General features: G+C 73.0%; 15 protein-coding genes and 1 pseudogene. 7 read left to right on the top strand and 9 right to left on the bottom strand.

Annotated features, from left to right (window positions below; all coding sequences use genetic code 11):
* Positions 1-117 precede the first annotated feature (117 nt).
* Complete coding sequence (locus tag ACFV4G_RS33605) at positions 118-1,515, bottom strand: hypothetical protein (RefSeq protein WP_380445967.1); 1,398 nt, start codon at positions 1,513-1,515, stop codon at positions 118-120.
* A 5-nt stretch (positions 1,516-1,520) separates the two neighbouring features.
* Complete coding sequence (locus ACFV4G_RS33610) at positions 1,521-1,814, bottom strand: MoaD/ThiS family protein (protein ID WP_363651861.1); 294 nt, start codon at positions 1,812-1,814, stop codon at positions 1,521-1,523.
* A 683-nt stretch (positions 1,815-2,497) separates the two neighbouring features.
* On the opposite strand from ACFV4G_RS33610, the gene ACFV4G_RS33615 reads away from it, so the two are divergent.
* The 5 genes from ACFV4G_RS33615 (at position 2,498) to ACFV4G_RS33635 (ending at position 8,113) form a co-directional block, all read left to right on the top strand.
* Positions 2,498-3,229 (top strand): winged-helix domain-containing protein, encoded by a 732-nt coding sequence (locus ACFV4G_RS33615; RefSeq protein ID WP_380445968.1) that lies wholly within the window; start codon positions 2,498-2,500, stop codon positions 3,227-3,229.
* Between the two features lie 124 nt (positions 3,230-3,353).
* The gene (locus tag ACFV4G_RS33620; protein ID WP_380445969.1) at positions 3,354-4,424 is read left to right on the top strand and encodes a LacI family DNA-binding transcriptional regulator; all 1,071 of its coding nucleotides are present in this window, start codon (positions 3,354-3,356) and stop codon (positions 4,422-4,424) included.
* A 125-nt stretch (positions 4,425-4,549) separates the two neighbouring features.
* A complete protein-coding gene (locus ACFV4G_RS33625) occupies positions 4,550-5,785 on the top strand; it encodes a S1C family serine protease (RefSeq protein ID WP_380445970.1) in 1,236 nt (411 codons plus the stop codon).
* Between the two features lie 55 nt (positions 5,786-5,840).
* Positions 5,841-6,611 carry a response regulator transcription factor gene (locus tag ACFV4G_RS33630; RefSeq protein WP_380445971.1) on the top strand — a complete coding sequence of 257 codons (771 nt, stop codon included), beginning with the start codon at positions 5,841-5,843 and terminating at the stop codon, positions 6,609-6,611.
* Between the two features lie 74 nt (positions 6,612-6,685).
* Positions 6,686-8,113 carry a sensor histidine kinase gene (locus tag ACFV4G_RS33635; RefSeq protein WP_380445972.1) on the top strand — a complete coding sequence of 476 codons (1,428 nt, stop codon included), beginning with the start codon at positions 6,686-6,688 and terminating at the stop codon, positions 8,111-8,113.
* 69 nt (positions 8,114-8,182) lie between these two features.
* On the opposite strand, the gene ACFV4G_RS33640 is transcribed toward ACFV4G_RS33635, so the two are convergent.
* From ACFV4G_RS33640 to ACFV4G_RS33665, 6 genes are all read right to left on the bottom strand, one after another.
* The gene (locus ACFV4G_RS33640) at positions 8,183-9,982 is read right to left on the bottom strand and encodes a bifunctional metallophosphatase/5'-nucleotidase (protein ID WP_380445973.1); all 1,800 of its coding nucleotides are present in this window, start codon (positions 9,980-9,982) and stop codon (positions 8,183-8,185) included.
* Positions 9,983-10,173: 191 nt separating this feature from the next.
* Positions 10,174-11,523: an ATP-binding protein gene (locus tag ACFV4G_RS33645; RefSeq protein WP_380445974.1), complete on the bottom strand. Its 1,350-nt coding sequence runs from the start codon at positions 11,521-11,523 to the stop codon at positions 10,174-10,176.
* A gap of 71 nt (positions 11,524-11,594) precedes the next feature.
* The gene (locus ACFV4G_RS33650) at positions 11,595-13,169 is read right to left on the bottom strand and encodes an SCO6880 family protein (protein WP_380445975.1); all 1,575 of its coding nucleotides are present in this window, start codon (positions 13,167-13,169) and stop codon (positions 11,595-11,597) included.
* A gap of 7 nt (positions 13,170-13,176) precedes the next feature.
* Complete coding sequence (locus ACFV4G_RS33655; protein ID WP_380445976.1) at positions 13,177-14,460, bottom strand: hypothetical protein; 1,284 nt, start codon at positions 14,458-14,460, stop codon at positions 13,177-13,179.
* Positions 14,450-15,265, bottom strand: a complete 816-nt coding sequence (locus tag ACFV4G_RS33660; RefSeq protein WP_380445977.1) for a hypothetical protein — start codon at positions 15,263-15,265, stop codon at positions 14,450-14,452. The genes ACFV4G_RS33655 and ACFV4G_RS33660 overlap by 11 nt, the downstream gene beginning before the upstream one ends.
* A gap of 159 nt (positions 15,266-15,424) precedes the next feature.
* Positions 15,425-15,778, bottom strand: a complete 354-nt coding sequence (locus ACFV4G_RS33665; RefSeq protein WP_380445978.1) for a hypothetical protein — start codon at positions 15,776-15,778, stop codon at positions 15,425-15,427.
* 248 nt (positions 15,779-16,026) lie between these two features.
* Between ACFV4G_RS33665 and ACFV4G_RS33670 the strand changes: the two are divergent.
* Positions 16,027-17,016 (top strand): annotated as a pseudogene (locus ACFV4G_RS33670) (NlpC/P60 family protein); the annotation flags it as partial.
* 456 nt (positions 17,017-17,472) lie between these two features.
* The gene (locus ACFV4G_RS33675) at positions 17,473-18,183 is read left to right on the top strand and encodes a phosphatase PAP2 family protein (RefSeq protein ID WP_380445979.1); all 711 of its coding nucleotides are present in this window, start codon (positions 17,473-17,475) and stop codon (positions 18,181-18,183) included.
* Between the two features lie 4 nt (positions 18,184-18,187).
* Here the strand turns inward: ACFV4G_RS33675 and ACFV4G_RS33680 are convergent, their stop codons facing one another.
* Complete coding sequence (locus ACFV4G_RS33680) at positions 18,188-18,382, bottom strand: hypothetical protein (RefSeq protein ID WP_380445980.1); 195 nt, start codon at positions 18,380-18,382, stop codon at positions 18,188-18,190.
* Between the last annotated feature and the right edge of the window lie 130 nt (positions 18,383-18,512).

An 18,512-nucleotide genomic window follows, 5' to 3' on the forward strand; every position in this document is an offset into this window, starting at 1 on the left:
CGCGCGCTCGCGCCCCCCCCCCCGCCCCGCGCCCCCCGCCCGCCCCCGCCCCCCCCCCCCCCCGCCCCCCCCCCCCCGCGGGGGGGGGGGGCCCCCCCGTCGTACGGGGGCGCCGGGTCAGGCCAGGAGCCCGGTCGCCAGCCAGATCAGCGGCGCGGCCACGGCCAGCGGCAGCGCCACGCCCGCCGTCATGTGCACGAACCGGGACGGCCAGTCGTACGACGCGACCCGGCGGCCCACCAGCGCGCCCACGCCCGCCAGGGCGCCGAGCGCGAGCGGCGCGCCCACCAGCAGGCCCAGCACCACCGCGGCCACCAGACCCAGCACCGGGCCCAGCACCTTCGGCCCGGGCAGCGGCGCCGCGGCCAGCAGGGTCGCCAGCGCGACCGCGCCGACCCCGGCCGGCACCCAGCCGGCCACCAGCAGCGCCGTGCAGAGCGCCGTCACCACGGTGGCCGAGCCGAGCACGGTCAGCGCGTAGAACCGCTCCTTCGGGTCCGAAGGGCGGAACGTCTGCAGCACCAGGACCAGCAGGAAGAACCCGCCGAGGGTACCGACGACGGCCGCGATGCCGCCGTCCTCGCTCGCCAGCAGCACCGCCGCGTCGGCCGTGAACCCGGCCAGCGCGGCCAGGGCGATGCCCTGCCGGGCCGGCCACATCCCGTTCAGGCGGAACCAGCCGGCCGCCGTCAGCACCTGGAGCAGCGCGACCACGAGGGCCAGCGCCACCTGCCCCAGCGCGGCGCCGCCGGCCAGCAGGGCGGCGACGCCCGCGGTGATCAGCGCGGGCTGGATGCCCGGCTCGATGATCGGCGAGCCGGTGCGGTGGGCGCTCGGCGCGGCGGGCCCCGTCGGCGCGGCGGCGGGCGCCGTCGGCATCCCGGGCTGCGGCGGGACGGCCGGGTACGGCGCCATGCCGGGCGCCCCGGGGGCCATGGGTGCCGTGGGCGCCATGGGGGTGGCGGAGCCCGTGGGCCGCTTGAGCGTCATGGTCGGCTGGTCGAGGCCCGGCGCCTGGGCCGGTGCCTGGGGCGTGGGAACCGGAGCGGGCGCGGCGTGCCGGGGCCGGGCCTGTGGCCGAGCCTGCGGCTGGGGCTGCGGCTGGGGCTGCGGATACGGCTGCGCCAGGGGCTGGGGCTGCGGCGGCGCGACGGGCATGGCGCCGGAGACGACCACCGGCGGGAGCAGCGTCGTGGCCGCGGCGTCGTGCATCGGCGGCACCGGGGGCAGCAGCGTCGTCGCCGCGTCGTCCATCGCGGGGACGGGCGGGAGCAGCGTCGTGGCCGCGGCGTCGTCCATCGGCGGGACGGGCGGCAGCAGGGCCGTCGCCGCGTCGTCCATCGGCGGCTGCACCGGCTGCCCGTACCCCGGGTGGCCGTACTGCTGCTGGTACCCGTGCTGCGGGTGCGGCTGCTGAGAATGCGGCTGTTGGGGATGCGGCTGCTGCGGGTGGCCCTGGTACGGCTGCTGCCAGCCGCCGTAGCCGCCGTTGTTCGCGTCGTTCGTGTCCGTCACGCCGCTCAGCCTCCCGCGAACGGCGGCAGTACCTCGACCGTTCCGCCTTCGGTGAGTTCGACGGTCGCGTGGTCCCGGCCGCCCACCTGGGCGCCGTCCACCAGGTAGGAGCAGTGCCCGAGGAGCAGCACGAGCTTCGGCCGGTCGGCGTGCCGCTCCTTGGCGGCCGCCAGCGCCTCGGCCAGGGTCGCCGCCTCGTACGGCTCCTCGGCCAGTCCGGCCTCGGACTTCGCGGCCGCCCAGTAGCGGATCGTCCCGCGCACCCGGGCGCCGCTCGCGGGCTCGGTGGTCGCGCCCATGGCAACCCCTTCTCGTCGTCCTCGCCCGGTCCGGTGGCCCGGTCCGGCTCGCCACCGGGGCGGCCGTCCGACCACCCGAAAGGTGGACGTGCGCGGTGCCGCCGATGTGCGTCCCATGATGGCGTGTCCGCCGCCGCGACCGGCAATCGCCCTGGCCGGACGGACCCCGAGCGCCGCTCGAAGCCGTGACCAGGCTCACCCGGCGCGCGCCCGGATTGGGCGAACCGCCGGATTCGAGCCCTCCCGGTGCGGGGGCCGGTCGGCTATTCTCGACCTCCAAGAGGGATCCGGGCAGAGTCGCCCCCGGGTCCTTTTGTGCTTTCAGGACGCCAGTACGGACGTTCTTGCGAATCGTCGGCCCACCCCCGGCGGTGCGCGGGAACCGCCCCGCCTCTCGCGGCACGACGACGTGCCCCGTCCGGCCGGGGTGACGCCACCCCGGTGCCGGGCCGCCGCCCGGCCCGGGACCACGACCGGAGGGTTCGCGGGATGAGCAGGGCAGAAACGGTGCGCCAGGGGTTGCGGGACCCCCGGCCCGTGCGCCGTCGCGCCGTGCACGCCGGCCTGTCCTCCGGTGTGCTCCGGGCGTCCGAACCCCTCCCCCAACCCTCAGCACGTGCGCCATCCGGCTGTGGCGGCAGCCGTGAAGCGACCGCGACGACCCGGAAAGGGGACCACCGGGTATGAGTTCTCTCCTCCTCCTCACCAACGCACTGCAGCCCTCCGCGGAGGTGCTGCCGGCGCTCGGCCTGCTGCTGCACAACGTCCGGGTGGCGCCCGCCGAGGGCTCCGCCCTGGTGGACACCCCCAGCGCCGACGTCATCCTGGTCGACGGCCGCCGGGACCTGCCGCAGATCCGCAGCCTGTGCCAGCTGCTGCGCTCCACCGGCATCGGCTCCCCGCTGATCCTCGTGGTCACCGAGGGCGGCCTGGCGGCCGTGACCGCCGAGTGGGGCATCGACGACGTCCTGCTGGACACCGCGGGCCCGGCCGAGGTCGAGGCCCGGCTGCGGCTCGCGCTCGGCCGGCTCCAGGTCGTCGCCGACGACAGCCCGATGGAGATCCGCAACGGCGACCTCTCGGTCGACGAGGCCACCTACTCCGCGAAGCTCAAGGGCCGCGCGCTCGACCTGACCTTCAAGGAGTTCGAGCTGCTCAAGTACCTCGCCCAGCACCCCGGCCGGGTCTTCACCCGGGCGCAGCTGCTGCAGGAGGTCTGGGGCTACGACTACTTCGGCGGCACCCGGACGGTGGACGTGCACGTCCGGCGCCTGCGCGCCAAGCTCGGCGTCGAGCACGAGCAGCTGATCGGCACCGTGCGCAACGTCGGCTACCGCTTCGTCGTCCCGGAGAAGCCCGAGAAGGGGGAGCGCCCGGAGCTCGCCCCGCGCCCCGCGGCGCCCCTGGAGGCATGACGCGCGCCGGGCGGGGGTGATCCCGCCCGGCATGTCCGGTTCGCCCCCGCGCAGCCTCCCGTCCACCTGCCGGAAGCCCCAGGTCCCACTGCCGACGCCGGCGCCACACGCGTAGACTCGACGCGTGGCCAAAGTGACGCGCGACGATGTAGCCCGACTGGCTGGTACCTCGACCGCGGTCGTCAGCTACGTGATCAACAACGGGCCGCGCCCGGTCGCGCCCGCCACCAAGGAGAAGGTCCTCGCGGCGATCGAGCAGCTCGGCTACCGGCCGAACAGCGTCGCCCAGGCGATGGCCTCCCGCCGCACCAACCTGATCGGCATGGTCGTCCCGGACGCCCGTCAGCCGTTCTTCGCCGAGATGGCGCACGCCGTGGAACGGGCCGCCTCCGAGCGCGGCAAGCTCGTGCTGATCGGCAACTCCGACTACGTGGACGACCGCGAGGTGCACTACGTCCGCGCCTTCCTCGGCATGCGCGTCTCCGGGCTGATCCTGGTCAGCCAGGGCCCGTCGCAGCGCGCCGCCGAGGAGTTCGCCGCGATGGAGGGCGCGAAGGTGGTGCTGCTGCACCGCCGCCCCGAGGCGATCGACGACGTCGCGGTGGTCACCGACGACGTGGGCGGCGCCGAGGCCGTCGTGCGCCACCTGCTGGAGGTGCACGGGCACCCGTACGTGGCCTGCTTCGGCGGCCCGGTCGACTCCCCCGCGCCCGGCGACCCGGTCATCGACCACGTCGAGGGCTGGCAGCGGGCCATGGACGCGCACGGCCTGCCCACCGAACCGCACCTGATCGACGCGCCGTTCCACCGCTACGGCGCGTACGAGGTCGCGCTCGGCGTGCTGCGCTCGGCCGACCGGCCGCCGGCGATCTTCTGCTCCACCGACGACCAGGCGATCGGCGTGCTCCGGGCCGCCCGCGAGGTCGGCCTGAAGGTCCCGGAGGACCTCGCGGTGGCCGGCTTCGACGACGTCCCCGAGGCCGCCCTCGCCGACCCGCCGCTGACGACCGTCGCCTCCGACCGGGACGCGATGGCGCGCGCCGCCGTCGACCTGGTCCTGGACGACTCGCTGATGGTGCCCGGTTCGGACACCGAGCGGGTCCGCAAGTTCCCGTCCCGCCTGGTGGTCCGGCGTTCCTGCGGCTGCGACGGAGCGGCACCGGGCGCCCCGGCCACCCCCACGGAAGCGGAGTAGTCGATTCCGCCACCGGCTCCCATCCGCGCCGCCTGACCAGGCTTTATGAGAAGTCAACGGGCTTCTCGGACCCTTCTGAGACCGCTTTCATGCGATCCTCATCCGCCGGGCGGACGTTGTTCAGCATGAGCGATCAGCAGCGCAGCGAGCAGCAGTACGGGTGGACCGGACAGTACGGCGAGCAGCACGGCACGCAGCACGGCGAGCAGCCGTCCGCGCAACCGCACGCGCCGCACGAGCACCGCGTCATCGAGGGCACCGTCCTCGGCAGCAGCACCGACGACACCGTCGGCGCCGGCGCCGACGCCCCCGCGTACGGCTACCGCGAGGACCACTCCGGCGGCGGCTTCGACACCCCGCTCCCGCCGCCGCCCCTGCCCCCCACCCCGCCGTCCGCCGGCTGGCCCGGCAGCCCCGAGGGGCCGGAAGGGCCCCGGAGCCACGGTGCCCGGGCCCGGCGCGGGATGCTGCGCGGACGGCTGGTCCTGGTCACCGCCGTCGCCGCGATCGCCGCCGTCCTCGGCGGGGTCACCGGCGGGGTCATCGCCTCCCAGGAGCGCACCTCCGACACCCGCGGCACCACCATCGCCAGCCCGGTCTCCGCCCGCTCCGACGGCAGCGCCGACGTCGCCGCCATCGCGGCCGCCGTCTCGCCGAGCGTCGTCCAGATCACCGTCAAGGCGCCGGGCGGCACCGCCACCGGCACCGGCGTGGTCCTCGACAGGAACGGGCAGATCCTCACCAACTTCCACGTGATCTCCGGCGCGGTCGACAGCGGCGGCCAGATCACCGTGACCTTCAAGGACGGCTCGACCGCGCAGGCCACCGTCACCGGCACCGACAAGTCCCTGGATGTCGCGGTGATCACCGCGAGCGGCGCCAGGAACCTCACCCCGGCCACCCTCGGCGACTCCTCCGCCGTGGCCGTCGGCGACCCGGTCGTCGCCATCGGCAACCCGGACGGCCTCACCGGCACCGTCACCTCGGGCATCATCAGCGCCGAGAACCGCGAGGTCACCGTCCAGGTCGACGAGGGCTCCACCGGTGGCAACGGCGGCTACGGCTTCCCGTTCATGCCCGGCCTGCGCGGCTCGCAGCAGCAGCCGAGCGGCAGCGGCACCACCACCTACAAGGCCTTCCAGACCGACGCCGCCCTCAACCCCGGCAACTCCGGCGGCCCGCTGATCAACGCGAACGGCCAGGTCATCGGCATCAACTCGGCCATGTACTCGCCCAGCGGCACCGGCTCCACCGCGGGCGGCGGCAGCAGCTCGGCCGGCAGCGTCGGCCTCGGCTTCGCCATCCCGATCAACGACATCAAGCAGGTCCTGCCGAAACTGCAGGCGGGCCAGAACGTGTAAGACGGACAATTACTCCGAGCAGGTCCCCCCACACGACGAGAAAGGGCAACGGCCCATGACCCCGTCCGCCGACGACCGCACCTCCGCCGAGTCCGGCCACACCTCGGCCAGGCTCCTCGTGGTCGACGACGAACCCGCGCTCCGGGACGCCCTGGAGAGCAGCCTCGCCTTCGAGGGATACGAGGTCGCCACCGCCACCGACGGCTACGAGGCACTCGAATCCGTCGAACGCGACCGGCCCGACCTCGTCCTGCTGGACATCATGATGCCCCGGATGGACGGCCTCACCGCCGTCCGCCGGATGCGCTCGCGCGGCGACACCGTCCCGGTGCTGATGCTCACCGCCAGGGACGCCGTCGGCGACCGCGTCACCGGGCTGGACGTCGGCGCCGACGACTACCTCGCCAAGCCCTTCGAGCTCGACGAGCTCCTCGCCAGGGTCCGCGCCCTGCTGCGCCGCAACGCCCTCGCCACCGAGGCCGCGGCCCGGGCGGCGGCCGAGGACGAGAGCGAGGTGCTGGCCTTCGGCGACCTGCGGATGAACACCGCCACCCGCGAGGTCACCCGGGCCGGCCGGTCCGTCGAGCTGACCCGCACCGAGTTCATGCTCCTGGAGATGTTCCTGTCCCACCCCCGGCAGGTCCTCACCCGCGAGCAGATCCTCAAGGCGGTCTGGGGCTTCGACTTCGAGCCCTCCTCCAACTCCCTGGACGTCTACGTCATGTACCTGCGCCGCAAGACCGAGCAGGGCGGCATGCCGAGGATCATCCAGACCGTACGCGGCGTCGGCTACGCCCTGCGCCCCGCGGCCGGCGCCGGCGCGTGAACGTGCGAGCCAGGGGCGCGCGCGTCCCTCCCCCGCCCCTCGCGCCCCCGCGCCCGTCCCGGGTCCAGCGCCTCGTGCACTGGTTCCGCTCCCGCTCGCTGCGCAGCCGCCTCACCTTCCTGAGCGCGGCCGCGGTGGCGGTGGCCATCGCGCTGTCGGCGCTGGCGTGCTGGTTCATCGTCGAGAAGCAGCTCTACGGCCAGGTGCGGACGGACCTCGCGAGCGCGCCGCTCCCGCTGCCGCCCCGGGGCCAGAGCCTGCCCTGCTACGAGACCCCGCAGGCGGCCCTGCAGGCGCAGCCGCGGAGCGTCGCCCCGGAGAACGGCACCTCCGTCGCCCGGGACACCCAGTACGTCGTCAAGGACCCGACGGCGGTCTGCCTGCCCCCGGCCGCGACCAAGGCGATCGTGCTCAGGCCGAGCGACTCCGCGGTGTTCCAGCTGCGGCCCGGCCAGTCGGTCATCCGGGACGGCCACTTCACCGACGGCACCCCCGCCCTCGTCCGCGTCTCGCTGACCCACTTCGGACCGCAGCCCGCCCTGCTGATGGTGGCCAGCCCGACCCAGTCCGTCGAGGAGTCCCTCCAGGGCCTCGCCCTCCTGCTCGGCGCCGTCTCCGTCGGCGGCATCCTCCTCGCCGCCGTCGCCGGCCGGATCGTCGCCCGCTCCTCGCTCAAGCCGGTCCACCAGCTCACCGACGCCGTCGAGCACATCGCCCGCACCGAGGAGGTCGGCACCACCATCCCGGTCCACGGCGACGACGAGATCGCCCGCCTCTCCACCTCGTTCAACTCCATGAGCACCGCCCTCGCCAACTCCCGCGAGCGGCAGACCCGGCTGATAGCGGACGCCGGGCACGAGCTCCGCACACCCCTCACGTCGCTGCGCACCAACGTGGACCTGCTGATCCGCAGCGACGACACGGGCCGCCCGCTCCCGCCCGCCACGAAGACCAAACTGCTGGGCAACATGAAGGCCCAGATGCAGGAGCTGACCGTCCTCATCCAGGACCTGCTCCAGCTCTCCCGCCCCGACTCGCCGAAGCCGGGACCGAACCTCACCGTGGTCGCCCTGCACGAGATCGCCCAACGGGCCGTCGAGCGGGCCAAGTTGCGCGGCCCCGGGCTGGTCTTCGACACCGCGGCCGAGCCCTGGTTCGTCCACGGCGACGCCTTCGCCCTCGAACGGGCCGTGATCAACCTGCTGGACAACGCGGTCAAGTACAGCCCGCCCGGCGGCACGATCGAAGTCCGGCTCCGGCAGGGCGTGCTGACCGTCCGCGACCACGGCCCCGGCATCCCGGCCGACGAGCTGCAGTACGTCTTCGACCGCTTCTGGCGCTCCCCCTCCTCCCGCCAGCTCCCGGGCTCCGGCCTCGGGCTGTCGATCGTCGCGCAGAGCGTCAGGGACGCCGGCGGCGAGGTCTCGCTCGGCCCGGCCGGGGACGGCGGGCCGGGCGCCCTGGCCACCGTCCGCCTGCCCGGCGGCCCCACCGGGGAGTAGCCCCCGGACAGGAAGAAGGACGGGCGGGGCGCCCCGACAGCGCCCCGCCCGTCCCCGTCCGGCTCACGGTCAGTCGACGTCGACGCCCGGGCCGATGACCTTGATCCGGTCCTGCGCCGGAGCCTTCAGCGGCGCGGACGCCGAGCTGTGGGCACCCAGGTAGGCCACGAAGACGTCCAGGTCCGAGGCGCCGACGAGCTTGTCGGTGCCGGCGCCCAGCGCCGGGAAGCCGTCGCCGCCGGCCGCCAGGAACTCGTTCGCCGCGACCCGGTACGTGGCGGCCGGGTCGATCGGCGCGCCGTTGAGCCGGACGGAGTCGACGACGACCCGGTCGGCCCCGGTCCTGCGCATGTCCAGGGTGTAGCTCAGGCTCTTGGACACCTGCAGGATCTTCGGCGCGGCGGCGTTGCCCCCGCTGACCTGCTGCTGGAGCAGCTGCACCAGCTGGGCGCCGGTCAGCGTCTTGACCTGCATCATGTTGGTGAACGGCTGGACGGTGAACGCCTTGCCATACGTCACGACTCCGTCGCCCTCGCTACCGGCCGCCTTGTAAACCAGGTCGGAGCGGATGCCGCCGGGGTTCATGAACGCCACCTGCGCCCCGCCCTTGTCGGCCGGCGCGAGGCCCTCCAGCTGCGCGTCCGCGATCAGGTCGCCGAGCGGCTTCTCCAGGTCGCCGCTGCCACGGCCGTTGATGTCCGAGGCGATGTAGCCGACCGGACGGTTGGCGATCGGCGCGGCCAGCTCGGAGTAGCGGGCGATCAGCTCGCTCATGTCCTCGGCCTTGGGCAGCGTGCGCCGCACGACGTGGTTCTCGGCCTTCACCGACGGACGCACGATGGTGCCGGTGGTCTTGTCGAGCTTTAGGTCGATCTCGGTGAAGAGCCGGCCGAACGAGGCTGCGCTGGTCACCGAGCGCGGCACGCCGTTCGGGTCCGGGATCATGCACGCGTACGCGTTGTGGGTGTGGCCGGTGACGATGGCGCCGACCGCGGGGTCGATGTTCCGCGCGATGTCGACGATCGGGCCGGAGACGCCCTGCCCGGCCGCGCCGCAGTCGTAGTTGTAGACGCTGCCGGCCGGGTAGCCGCCCTCGTGGATCAGCGCGACGATCGAGTTGACGCCCTGGGCCTTGAGCTCGGCGGCGTACTTGTTGATCGTGGTGACCTCGTTGCCGAACTTCAGGCCCTTGACGCCCGCCGCCGTCACGATGTTCGGCGTGCCCTCCAGCGTGACGCCGATGAAGCCGACCTTCACGCCCTGCGACTTCGTCACCCAGTACGGCGGCAGCAGCGGCTCGCCGGTGTTCTCGTCGGTGACGTTGGCGGACAGGTAGTTGAAGTTGGCGCCGCGGAACGTGCGGCCCTTCTCGTAACAGCCGTCGACCGGGTGGCAGCCGCCGTTCTGCAGCCGCAGCAGCTCCTGGGCGCCGTGGTCGAACTCGTGGTTGCCGACCGACGTGACGTCCAGGCCGAGCTTGTCCATCGCCTCGATGGTCGGCTCGTCGTGGAACAGCGCCGAGGTGAGCGGGCTGGCCCCGACGATGTCGCCGGCCGCGACGGTGATCGAGTCGTCCGCCGCCTCGCGCGCCTGACGCAGCGCCGTCGCCAGGTACTCGACGCCGCCGGCCGGGGTGCTGACCTGCTGACCGGTCGCCGGGTCGATCTCCCGGATCGTGCCGGCCGAGCCCGCCGGGGGCTCCAGGTTGCCGTGGAAGTCGTTGATCGCCAGCAGCTGGAGGTTGACGGTCTTGTGCCGCCGGGAGTTCGCGTCGGCGGCCTGGGCGGCCGCGGGCACGGCCACCGAGCCGAGCAGTCCGGCCGCGGCGACCACGGCGAGCGCCGCGCGTCGCGATCTGAGGGTGAGCATGAGGAGGTCCCTGCGCCTAGGAGCGCCCGGCCGCGGAACCGGCGCAGGCGCGCATGGATGTGGGTGTGCGCGAACTGCAGCCTATGGTCAACGCGCGTAGCTGTCAGGTTTTCTGACGTAACGACCGGGTGACTCGTCGACGAACCGTCGTGAACGGATCGGTGCCGGCCCCCGCACCGGGGCCGCCCGGCTCAGACCCCGGGCTCGGCCGCCAACTGCCGCTCGGCACGCTCGCGTTCGGCCACCGCGTCCTCCGTCATGGCGCGGTCGGTGTAGACCAGCGGCCGCTCGGAGTCGGTGATGATGTGCTTGACCACCTGGACGTTCCCGTTGACGTCCCAGACCGCGATGCCCGGCGACAGCGTCGGAATGATCTCCACCGCCCAGCGCGGCAGCCCCAGCACCCGGCCGGTGGCCCGCGCCTCCTCGGCCTTCTGCATGTAGATCGTCCGGGTGGAGGCCATCTTCAGGATCGCCGAGGCCTCCTTGGCCGCCGCGCCGTCCACCACGTCCGACAGGTGGTGCACCACCGCGACGAAGGACAGGCCGAGCCGGCGGCCGAACTTCAGCAGGCGCTGGAACAGCTGCGCCACGAACGGGCTGTTGATGATGTGCCAGGCCTCCTCGACCAGGAAGATGCGCTTCTTCCGGTCCGGCCTGATCCAGGTGTGCTCCAGCCACACGCCGACGATCGCCATCAGGATCGGCATCGCGATCGAGTTGCGGTCGATGTGCGAGAGGTCGAAGACGATCAGCGGCGCGTCCAGGTCGATGCCGTCGGTGGTCGAGCCGTCGAACATGCCGCGCAGGTCACCGTCGACCAGCCGGTCCAGCACCAGCGCCACGTCCAGGCCCCAGCGCTGCACCTCGTCCACCGCGACGCCCAGCGACTCCACCGACGACAGCTCGGGGTTGCGCAGTGTGTCGATGATGTCGTCCAGGACCGGCTGGCGGTCCTTCACCGAGGCCACCACGTGGGCGTGCGCGGCCTTCAGCGCGAAGCCCGCCCGCTCCTCCAGGCCGCGCCCCATCGCCACCTCGATGATGGTGCGCAGCAGCGACAGCTGACCGGTCTGGGTGATCGCCGGGTCCAGCGGGTTGAGCTTCACCCCGCCGTCCCGGGCCGCCATCGGGTCCAGGCGGATCGACTTTATGCCGAGCGCGTTGGCGATCAGGTTCCACTCGCCCACGCCGTCCTCGCCCTGCGCGTCCAGCACCACCACCTGCCGGTCGCGGAACCTCAACTGCCGCAGGACGTACGTCTTCTCCAGCGCCGACTTGCCGTTGCCCGACTCCCCCAGCACCAGCCAGTGCGGCGCCGGCAGCTGCTGCCCGTACAGCTGGAAGGGGTCGTAGACGTACCCCTTGCCGCTGTACACCTCGCGCCCGATGATCACGCCCGAGTCGCCCAGCCCCGGTGCCGCGGTGGGCAGGTAGACCGCCTGCGCCTGGCCGGTCGAGGTGCGCACGGGCAACCGGGTGGTCTCCACCTTGCCGAACATCAGGCTGGTGAACGCGTCGGTGAGGTTGCCGAGCGCCATGGGCGGCCTCCTGGTGGGTGGAACGGCTCAGTGGGTGGACGGGCCGCGGTGGACGGACGGGCGCTTGCGGCTCAGCGGCGGATGCCGGTGGCGAACGGCAGCGTGTTGACGAACGCGCGGTGATGCTCGCGGTCGCACCACTCCAGCTTGAGGTAGCTCTTGCCGGCCGACGCCCGGATGGTCCGCTTGTCGCGGGCCAGCGCCTCGGGGCTGCGCGAGGACACCGTGATGTACCCGACCAGGTTGACCCCGGCCGCGCCGGAGGCCAGGTCGTCACCGCGCTGGTCCACCCGGCCGGTGTGGGCCAGGTCGCGCGGGTCGACGGTGCGGTTCATCTTGGCCGCGCGGCTCGCCTCCGCCTCGTCGTTGGTCTTCTCCGTCAGCATCCGCTCGATCGCGACGTCGGTCGGCTCCAGGTCCATCGTCACGGCGACCGTCCGGATCACGTCCGGGGTGTGCACCAGCAGCGGCGCGAGGAAGTTGACGCCCACCGGGGTGAGCGGCCACTCCTTGACCCACGCGGTGGCGTGGCACCACGGCTCCCGGGTCGTCGACTCGCGGGTCTTCGCCTGCAGGTACTGCGGGTGGGTCGCGTCCAGCTCGGCCGGCCACGCGTTGCGCCGGGACATCGCCTGGATGTGGTCGATCGGGTGGTCCGGGTCGTACATCGAGTGCAGCAGCGAGGACAGCCGGGCCTGGCCCAGCGGCTGGCGCACCCGGATGTCCGCCTCCGCGAGCCGGGCGCAGATGTCGGTCAGCTCGCGCGCCATCACCGCCGCCAGGCCCTCGTCGTCCCGGGCCCGCCCGCCGGTCGCCGTCCGGCCCATCGCGTGTGCCTCGGCCGCGAGGTCGCGGGTGTAGTGCATGCAGGCCACCAGGTACGCGCGGTGCTGCTCCGAGGAGGTCGACACCATCGACTGCAGCTGGTCGTACGACTCCTGCAGCCAGCGCGGCGCGTCGCGGTCACCGCGCCGCTCGACGTCCTTGGCGTGCGCGTCCGGATCGGCCGGCAGCGTCCGGGCCAGGATCTGCAGCCGCGTCACGAAGCCGTCCCCGTTGGCGACGTGCTTCAGCAGCGTGCCGAACCGGTCGACCAGCGCCTCCTGGTCCTCCGAGTCGCGCAGGCCCACGCCCGGGCCCTCGATCTCGATCGCGGCCGTCACCGTGCGCCGCTCCAGGTGCATCAGCACCCCGACCTCGTCCGGCCCGAACGGCGCCGTCAGCCAGCGCAGCCGCCCCACCCCCGGCGGCGGACCGACCTCCACCTCCCGGCCGTCCAGCCGGGTGCCGGCGTCCATCACGTCCGAACGCCACGCCGCGCGGCCGCTGCGGACCGTCCGCCGGTAGGTGCGGTTGATCTCCGCCCACCGGTAGAACGTCCGCTTGCGGTACGGCACGTAGACCGCCGCGATGGCCAGCGCGGGCAGGCCGACCAGGCCGCCGATGCGCAGCGGCAGGACCGGCATCATCAGGCCCCAGAGCATCCCGAGGAACGCCCCGAAGATGATCAGCAGGATCTCGCCGGTCTCCCGGTTGCGGCCGATCGGCGCGTTCGGGCGGGCCTTGCCGATCAGGTAGGTGCGGCGCTGGTGCACGTACGGCTGGGCGTACTGGGCACCGTAATGGCCGAGCGGTTCACTGCTCACTTACCCGTCACCCTCCCTTCGCTGGATTGCTGTCGCGGATCGGAACCGAGGCCTGCTGGGGCGGCCCGGCCTGCGGCGGCGGAGCCGGCGTGCGGCCCGCGTGCGCGGCGATGCCCGGGGCCACCGAACCCCCGCCCGCACCCCCGCCGCCGCCCGCGCCCTGCGGGCCGCGGTCGCCGTGGGTGGTGATGCCCTGCTTCATGAGGTTCGCGGTGCCGTTGATCATCGCCGAACCGGCCGACACCGCGCTGGCGCGGGCGTGCCGCATGCTCATGATCTCGTCGCCGAAGCCCGGCACGAAGCGGTACACCGCCGCGCTCGCGAAGATCGACAGGAACAGGATCGCCAGGCCGGACAGCACCCGGGCGAAGTCGTCGTTCGCCCCCGCACCGGTCGCGACGGCACCCGCCAGGCCCAGGATGATCACGATGATCGGCTTCGCCAGGTCCACCGCCACCATCACCCCCGCCCACCGGCGCACGTGCTTCCACAGCTGCTTGTCCACCAGCCCCGCGTACACCGCCGTCCCCAGCAGCGCGCCCACGTACAGCATCGCCGCCCGGATCAGCAGCTCGATCCAGAGCACCGCCGCCGCGAGCACCGCCACCAGCGACACGATGATCAGGATCAGCGGCCCGCCACCCATGTCCCCCTTCTCCAGGGTGTCGGCGAACCCGCCCAGGTACGTCCCGGTGTCGGACTTCGTCCCGACCGCGATCGCCTTGGTCAGCCCGTCCGTGGCGCTCACCACGGTGTAGAGGATCAACGGCGTGAACGCGGACGCCACGACCGTCAGCCACAGGAACCCGATCGCCTCCGAGACCGCCGTCGTCAACGGCGCCCCGCGCACCGCCCGCTTCGTCACCGCGAGCAGCCACAGCACCAGCGTGATGATCGTCGAGGCCGCGAACACCACCGCGTACTGCTGCAGGAACGACGCATTGGTGAAGTCCACTTGCGTCGTCCCGTCGATGGCCCCCGACAACTTCCGCACGACCCACGCCGCCGCCTGCGCACACCCCTTGGCCAACGACCCGAGCGGGTCGGTGGCGGTGCCTACGGCGCCACTGCCCGGGATGACGACGGCTCCGTTCGGAGCACAGCCCGCGTCACTGCCGGGAATCGGCAGATCGACCTTCTGGCAGGTCGGGGTGGCGGAGGGCGTCGGCGTCGGATCCGCGAAGACCCGTTGGGCCATCAGCAGCCCGGCGAGCTGCAGGCTCGCCATGGCGCTCGCCAGCGCTCCCGCGCGGCGCACGGTGGAGCGTCGTGTGGTCTGGTCAACGGGCATAGCGGAACCCCCCGAACTGCTGGACGGCGCCGGTGATCTCGTCGGCGGTGGCGGCCTGCTGGTCGCCGGGCATCGGCGCGGGGCCCGGTCGGCTGGCGTAGTCACTGAGCTTCCAGTCGCCGGCCGTCCAGCGGAGCGAGAGCGTCATGGTGAACCAGTTGGCGGTCACGGGCTGGACGGAGTGTTCACCGGCGAGGCCGGCGAGGCCGGAGCACCAGACCTCGATCTTCGCCTCGGCGTCGTTGTAGCCGGTCTGCTTGGTGCCGACGGGGACGGTGCGACTCACGAAGGTGAGGCCCTTCGGGGCGTGGCCCTGGGCGTCGAGACCGTAGCGGGCGGCGGTGTCGCCGCCGAAGCCCTGGTCCAGGCGGGTCTGGAGGGTGGGCAGGGCGGCCGGGTCGGCGATGGTGGTGACGATGGTGTGGCGGGTGTCGGCGCGGAACATGTCCGCGCCGCCGAGGGCGACCGCGTAGTTGGTGGCGGCGGACTGGGCGCCCTGGTCGGTGTGCGGGTAGCCGCTGGGGATGCCGTTGCTGGTGGTGCCGACGGGCTGGTCGCCGCTGGGGGCGGGGCCGGCGCCGGCGGGTGCGGTGGGGGTGGCGTGGTCGGAGGAGCGGGCGGTGCCGCCCGGGTCGGGCTTGCCGTGGTTGGCGATGGAGATCGCGACAACGAGCAGCGTGACGACGACGAGGACGGCCAGCAGGGTGCGGAGCGGTCGCGGCTGACGTCCGTTCAGCTGTGAGGAGGGCTGTTCGCCGACCGGTAGCCGCGTACGGGTGTGCGGCTGGTCGTCGGACAACGGCACGGCGGCCCTCCTGGTGCGGGGAGCCGGGCGGCTCCGGGGGCCCTCCGGCCGTGGGCGGGCGCGGACGGAGGGTGGGGACGGGGTGACTCGGGGCGGGCTCCGGGCGGTCCGGACGGGGACCGGGCTCGGACCGGCAGCAGGGCTACCGCTGTCCGATCGTCAGATCGCCATGCCGTAGACAATGGTGAACAGAGTGCCGAGTGATCCAATGATGAACACGCCGGTCAGCCCGGCGATGATCAGTCCCTTGCCCTGTTCCGCGCCGAAGCTGTCCCGCATGGCGGTCGCACCGATCCGCTGCTTGGCGGCGCCCCAGACGGCGAGGCCGAGGCAGACGAGGATGGCGACGGCCATGATGACCTCGACCATCACCCGGGCCTCCGACCCGAGGCTCGCGAACGGACCCCAGTCCGGGGCGATCCCGCCGATGATGGTGTCGATATTCGGCTTCTTTGGTGGGTCCTCGGCCGCCAGGTGGCCGATCGCGATGCTCTGCACGCTGCTCAGGTTCATTTCCATCTCACCGCCCGATCAGGCAAATTCAAGGGCCCTGACCCCGCCCGCGCGAAGGGTCGGTGCCTATTCTTGGCCAGATCTGATGTCGACTTGGCTACTTCTCGCGGATTGGTCGTGAGGCATCGGACACGTACGCGAGGATGTCCACCGTACGAAGGATAGCGCTCACTCTTTGTATCTCTGATGATTGCGGTGAGCAACGCCTTCCGGAACACTTCGACTGACGATTCGTCGGGATGGTGCTGATGGTACTCCGGAAGGCCGGTACGGCCGCCGCTGCGGCGGGAGTTGTCGGGATCGGGTTCGTCGGGCTGGTGACGATCGGGACGTACGCCGCGAGCGGGACGCCCCAGCAGACGGCCAATCGCGGGACGCTGTCGGCGGGTTCGGTGCCGGCGGCCTACCAGGGGGCGATCCAGAAGTGGGGCGCGCTCTGTCCGGAGATCTCCCCGCCGATGCTCGCGGCGCAGCTGTACCAGGAAAGCGGCTTCGATCCGCAGGCCCGTTCCGGTGTGGGGGCGTTGGGAATGGCCCAGTTCCTGCCGGGCACCTGGGACATCTACGGCGTCGACGCGAATGGCGACGGCAAGAAGGACATCTGGGACCCGGCCGACGCGATCGCCTCCGCGGCGAACTACGACTGCGCGCTGGCCAGGGACGTGGCCAAGGTCCCGGGGGACCGTCAGGACAACCTGCTGGCCGCGTACAACGCCGGCCCGTACGCGGTGGAGAAGTACAACGGCGTGCCCCCGTACAAGGAGACGCAGGGGTACGTGAAGAACATCAAGGCGCTGGCGCGCAGCTTCACGGCGCCGACCGCGCCGGTGGAGGTGTCGCAGCAGTCGGCGGGGGCGATCTACTTCGCGCAGACGAAGCTGGGCACGCCGTACCTGTGGGGAGGCGAGGGGCTGCCCTCGCAGAACGGGCGGTTCGACTGTTCGGGCCTCACCCAGGCGGCGTTCGAGACGGTGGGAATCACGCTGCCCCGGGTGGCCAACGACCAGTGGTACGCCGGGCCGCATCCCTCCCGGGACCAGCTGCGGCCGGGCGACCTGGTGTTCTTCGCGACGGACCTGAACGATCCGCGCAGCATCCACCACGTCGGGATCTACGTCGGCGGCGGCTACATGATCAACGCGCCGCACACCAACGCGGTGATCCGCTACGACAAGATCGACACCAAGGAGTACATCGGCGCGACCCGGGTCACCACCGACGGCGCCCAGGCGCTGCCGGTGCGCAACCTGGACGGGAGCATCACGGGCAAGGGCGGCATCGGCGGCGGCGCCACCCCGGACGCGCCCGCCACCCCCACCGCGACCACTGCGACCACTGCGGCAACCGTCCAGCAGGCCACTCCGCCGGCCGCCCCGCCCGCCGCGCCGAACGGGGCCCCTCCCGCCGCCGCCCACGCTGCCACGGCGCCCGCCGCAAGGCCCGTGACCCCGTCGGCGCCCGCCTCCGCGGCCCGTCCCGCGGGTCAACCGACCGCAAAACCCTGAGCCCCCGGCGGCCCGGCGTGTGAGTGCGCTGTGGACGCTGAGTCAAGTTTCCATAACCACGCGTTTACGTGGAACGCTGTGCACCGCTGATGACGTTTGGTCCGTTGGCCCCTCGTCAGCTCATCGCGCCGGGCGGGCCGCCCGGCCGGAACGTACAAGGTGCTGCAGCGGACCAGAAGGAGGTGCGGCGTGTCGACGCCGCTTGCCGACACGACCAACCCCGACCTCGGCCTGCTCTACGCCGTCAACGGGCTCGCCAAGAGCTCCCCGCCGTGGCTGGACCACCTGGTCTCGTGGATCGGCGAGTACGGCATCCTGATCGGCCTGGCGATGCTCGGCCTGGTCGGCTGGCTGCAGGCCAGACGCCGGCCGGACGCGCCGGTGGCGATCGCGGGACTGCTCTGGGTGCCGCTGTCGGTCGCCGTCGCCGAGCTGGCCAACCTGCCGATCGCCGCGATCGTGAACCGGCCGCGACCGTTCGTGGACCACGGCGGGCTGCTGGTCCTCGTGGACGGCAAGGCCGGCACGCACTCCTTCGTCAGCGACCACTCGACGATGACGATGGGCGTCGCGGTGTCGCTCTTCCTGGTGAACCGGCGGCTCGGCTGGATCGCCGGCGGGCTCGCCCTGCTGCAGGGCTTCTGCCGGATGTTCATGGGCGTCCACTACCCGACCGACGTGATCGGCGGCTACGCGCTCGCGACCGCCGTGGTGCTGCTGCTGGCGCCGATCGCGATGGCCGTCCTGGTGCCGCTCTGCCACGCGCTGACCCGCACCGCCGTCGCCCCGCTGATCCGGGCGCCCGAGCGCGGTGGCGCTCCGCGCGGGCGGCGGCGCGGCCGCGAGCGCGGGGCCGTCCGCACGGACGAGCAGCCGCCGGAGTCGGACCTGGCCGCCTGAGCGGTCAGCCGGATCCGGCGCCGGAGTCGGTGTCGGAGAGGTGGTCGGCACCCTCGCGGCGGGCCAGGTCGCGGGAGCGGCGGGCCGGGGCGTTCCAGCCGCAGCTGCACGTCGCGTAGGCGAAGGACCCGCGTTCGCTGATCGCAACGCGGTGCTCGGGCATCCGGGTGCCGGGCTCGGCCGGCAGCTCAGTGTGCACGTCGTTCACGGTAGCGCGCCGGGCACCCGGCGCGCGACGCCCTCCGCGCGCCCGGCCCCGCGTAACCATCCGCACCCCAACTCGTTTGCCCGGAAAGAGCTCTGCCCACCTGCTGGTGTCCGGCGGAGCA

Origin of the sequence: Kitasatospora sp. NPDC059747, from assembly GCF_042732955.1 — a bacterium.
GTDB lineage: Bacteria > Actinomycetota > Actinomycetes > Streptomycetales > Streptomycetaceae > Kitasatospora.

Coding starts and splice junctions, on each gene's coding strand:
- ACFV4G_RS33655 (WP_380445976.1), bottom strand. CDS start 14,460: ATGCCCGTTGACCAGACCACACGACGCTCCACCGTGCGCCGCGCGGGA.
- ACFV4G_RS33610 (WP_363651861.1), bottom strand. CDS start 1,814: ATGGGCGCGACCACCGAGCCCGCGAGCGGCGCCCGGGTGCGCGGGACG.
- ACFV4G_RS33645 (WP_380445974.1), bottom strand. CDS start 11,523: ATGGCGCTCGGCAACCTCACCGACGCGTTCACCAGCCTGATGTTCGGC.
- ACFV4G_RS33625 (WP_380445970.1), top strand. CDS start 4,550: ATGAGCGATCAGCAGCGCAGCGAGCAGCAGTACGGGTGGACCGGACAG.
- ACFV4G_RS33665 (WP_380445978.1), bottom strand. CDS start 15,778: ATGAACCTGAGCAGCGTGCAGAGCATCGCGATCGGCCACCTGGCGGCC.
- ACFV4G_RS33640 (WP_380445973.1), bottom strand. CDS start 9,982: ATGCTCACCCTCAGATCGCGACGCGCGGCGCTCGCCGTGGTCGCCGCG.
- ACFV4G_RS33615 (WP_380445968.1), top strand. CDS start 2,498: ATGAGTTCTCTCCTCCTCCTCACCAACGCACTGCAGCCCTCCGCGGAG.
- ACFV4G_RS33630 (WP_380445971.1), top strand. CDS start 5,841: ATGACCCCGTCCGCCGACGACCGCACCTCCGCCGAGTCCGGCCACACC.